At 70.5% G+C, this 3003-nt stretch carries 3 protein-coding genes and 1 rRNA gene; all 4 read left to right on the top strand.

Annotation, left to right across the window (positions count from 1 at the left end):
- Positions 1-114, top strand: a 5S ribosomal RNA gene (gene rrf, locus C1I98_RS37245); the annotation flags it as partial.
- Positions 115-273: 159 nt separating this feature from the next.
- Positions 274-1563 (top strand): bifunctional folylpolyglutamate synthase/dihydrofolate synthase, encoded by a 1290-nt coding sequence (locus C1I98_RS37250; RefSeq protein ID WP_111171962.1) that lies wholly within the window; start codon positions 274-276, stop codon positions 1561-1563.
- Positions 1564-1621: 58 nt separating this feature from the next.
- A complete protein-coding gene (locus C1I98_RS37255; RefSeq protein ID WP_233508517.1) occupies positions 1622-1972 on the top strand; it encodes a DUF4233 domain-containing protein in 351 nt (116 codons plus the stop codon).
- A gap of 134 nt (positions 1973-2106) precedes the next feature.
- A partial coding sequence (locus C1I98_RS37260; RefSeq protein ID WP_146607877.1) for an MFS transporter occupies positions 2107-3003 on the top strand: 897 nt, incomplete at its 3' end.

The following is a 3003-nucleotide window of genomic DNA, read 5'->3' on the forward strand; positions in this document are numbered from 1 at the left end:
GGTGGTTATGGCGGTGGGGAGACACCCGGTTACATTCCGAACCCGGAAGTTAAGCCTGCCTGCGCTGATGGTACTGCACTGGGGACGGTGTGGGAGAGTAGGTCGCTGCCGCACAATCATTGAATAAAGAGAAAAGGGTCCGACACATTTTCATGTGTCAGGGCCCTTTTTTCATGCCCTCGATCAGGACCCGCCCGTGGGTCAGCGGATTCACCACCGCGTCGGGTCAGTAGGGTTGGTCCTGTGGAGTATCGCGCGGTAGAACAGGCCATCATGGGGCGCGGCGTCGAGTGGCAGTTCGACCCGACGCTCGACCGGATCGTGGCGTTGATGGATCTCCTCGGTTCGCCACAGCGCTCCTACCCGGTCGTACACCTGGCCGGCACGAACGGCAAGACCAGTACCGCACGCCTGACGGAGAGCCTGCTGGCGCGGCGCAACCTGCGCGTGGGCAGGTTCACCAGTCCGCATCTGACCTCGGTGCGGGAGCGGATCTGTGTGGACGGCGTCCCGCTGTCGGAGGAGCGGTTCGTCGAGGTGTACCAGGACGTCCTGCCGTACATCGAGTTGATCGACAAGCAGGTCGGCAAGGTCTCTTTCTTCGAGACGCTGACCGTGATGGCGTTCGCGGCGTTCGCGGACGCGCCGGTCGACATCGCGGTGATCGAGACCGGGATGGGCGGCACCTGGGACGCGACGAACGTCGTCGACCCCGCGGTGGCCGTGATCACGCCGATCTCCCTGGACCACACCGAATACCTGGGCGACGATGTCGCGACCATCTCCGAAGAGAAGGCCGGGATCATCAAGCCGCACATCACGGCCGTGCTCGCGCAGCAGGACGTGACCGCCGCCGAGGTGCTGATGCGCAGGGCTGCGGAGGTGGAGGCCGTCGTCGCGCGTGAGGGGCTGGAGTTCGGGGTCCTGGGACACGAGGTGGCGCTCGGCGGCCAGTTGCTCCGGCTGCAGGGTCTCAAGGGGGTCTATGAGGAGGTCTTCCTCCCCCTGTACGGCGCCCACCAGGCGAGCAACGCCGCCTGCGCCCTGGCGGCCGTGGAGGTCCTGACCGCCGGCGACGATCCGTTGGACCAGGAACTCGTACGGCAGGCGTTCGCCACCGCCTCCTCGCCGGGCCGGCTGGAGGTCGCCCGGCGCGGCCCCACCGTCCTGGTGGACGCCGCGCACAACCCCGGGGGCATGCAGGCGACCATCGAGGCGGTCCACGAGTCCTTCGACTTCGCCCGCCTGATCGGCGTCGTCGCCGTGATGGCGGACAAGGACGTCAGGGGCCTGCTGGATCTGCTGGAGCCGGTCCTGTCGGAGATCGTGGTGACCCGCAACTCCTCTCCCCGGTCCATGGAGCCCGCCGAGCTGGCGGAGCTGGCGGAGGGACTGTTCGGCGCGGACCGTGTGCGGGTCGCGGACAGGCTCGACGATGCCATCGACACGGCGGTGGGGCTGGCCGATGAAGATGGCGAGTTCGGTGGCGCGGGGGTGCTGATCACCGGTTCGGTGGTGACGGCTGGAGACGCCAGGCACCTGCTGCACGTGGAAGGCGCGTGAGCGGGCCGGGCGGACGCGAGGCGGGGCAGTGGTCGGAAGTGATGACAGGAGGGATGCCGTGGCACGCAAGACGTTCCAGGTGACGCCGGGTATGCGGCGGTTGGGCTCCACCGTGCTCGGCATGGAGGCGATCGTGGTGGCCTTGACCGCGCCGGTGGCGATCAACCTGAACGGCACGCCCCCGGGCACCGCGCTGGCGGTCGGACTGGGCGTGGCCGTCGTGTGCGTGGTGGCCGCGGCGCTGCTGAAGCGGCCGTTCGGGTACATCCTCGGGAGCGTGCTCCAGGCGGTCGTGATCGCCACCGGTTTCCTGGTGTTCCCGATGTTCTTCCTCGGTGTGATCTTCGCCGCACTGTGGATAACGGCGATATTCGTCGCTCGCCGTGTCGAGGGCGTGACTTCACGCTAAAGTCGGCGGACATGGCCGACCCCCTCACTGAGCGGTCCCAGGCGGCGACCGGCGGACCTTCGACGACGAAGGCGACGAAGCCGATGCATACGACGAACGCGCGCGACACGCGAGTCTCCCGCCTCCATGACGTGGTGCTCGGGCTGCTAGTCATGGTCGCGCTCCCGCTGGCGATCGTCGCGGTGCCCAACACGATCTCGGTGGTGTCCGCGCTGCTGCCGCCCGGAGTGCCGACCGCCGACATGGTCCGCGCCCACGGGCTCGCGCTGCCCGCGATGATGCTGACCGTGCCGTTCGCCGCGCTGCTCGTGCGCCGCGTGCCCGCCGCGCCCGTCCTGGTCGGCGGGCTGACCGTGCTCGCGGTCGCCGACGTGGCGGGCGGGTTCGCCGGCACGCCCATGCTGGTCGGCGTACTGCGTGCCCTGCACGGCGTGGGGGCGGGCCTGCTGGTGCCCGCCACCCTGGTGGCGGTGCGGGAGCGCCCCGCCCCGCTGCGCGCGCTGTGGGCGGCGACGCTCGCGATGAGCATGCTCGGCGCGCAGGCTCTGGCGCTGTGGCCGCTCGACGACGTGGCGGCGTGGCAGGTGGCTTTGCAGCCCTACCCGCTGCTGACCGGCATCGCGCTGGCGCTCGCCGCCGTCTACATGATGCTCCGGACGTCGGCGCGTGGCGCTCGGTCGCCCGAGGTCGCCGCCGGGCCGGGCGCACCTGGCCGTACGCCGGCAGCGGCCCACGCCGAGCCGGGCCGGCGGCATGGGCGCACGACGACGGCGGCGCATGCCGATCCGACCCGGCACGGGCTCGCGCTCACCGTGGTGCCGGCCGCCGGGATCGCGGTGCTGGGGTTCGCGATCTCCAACGCCTGGCCCGTGCCGGTGGTGCTGCTCGCGTCCCTGCTGGCGCTGGTCGCGTTGCTCGCCGTGGCCTCGCTGGGCGGCGCGCGTCCCGCGGCCTACGTCATGGTGGCGGTGGGGGCCGTCGTGCTGCCCACCGGGGCGCAGGTCACCAACATGGAGCTGGGGGGCTTGGGC

It is taken from the genome of Spongiactinospora gelatinilytica, from assembly GCF_003236385.1.
Classification (GTDB): Bacteria; Actinomycetota; Actinomycetes; order Streptosporangiales; family Streptosporangiaceae; genus Spongiactinospora; species Spongiactinospora gelatinilytica.

Bases quoted from the DNA above. Each gene is read 5' to 3' on its own strand.
- C1I98_RS37250 (WP_111171962.1), top strand. From the start codon at position 274: ATGGGGCGCGGCGTCGAGTGGCAGTTCGACCCGACGCTCGACCGGATC.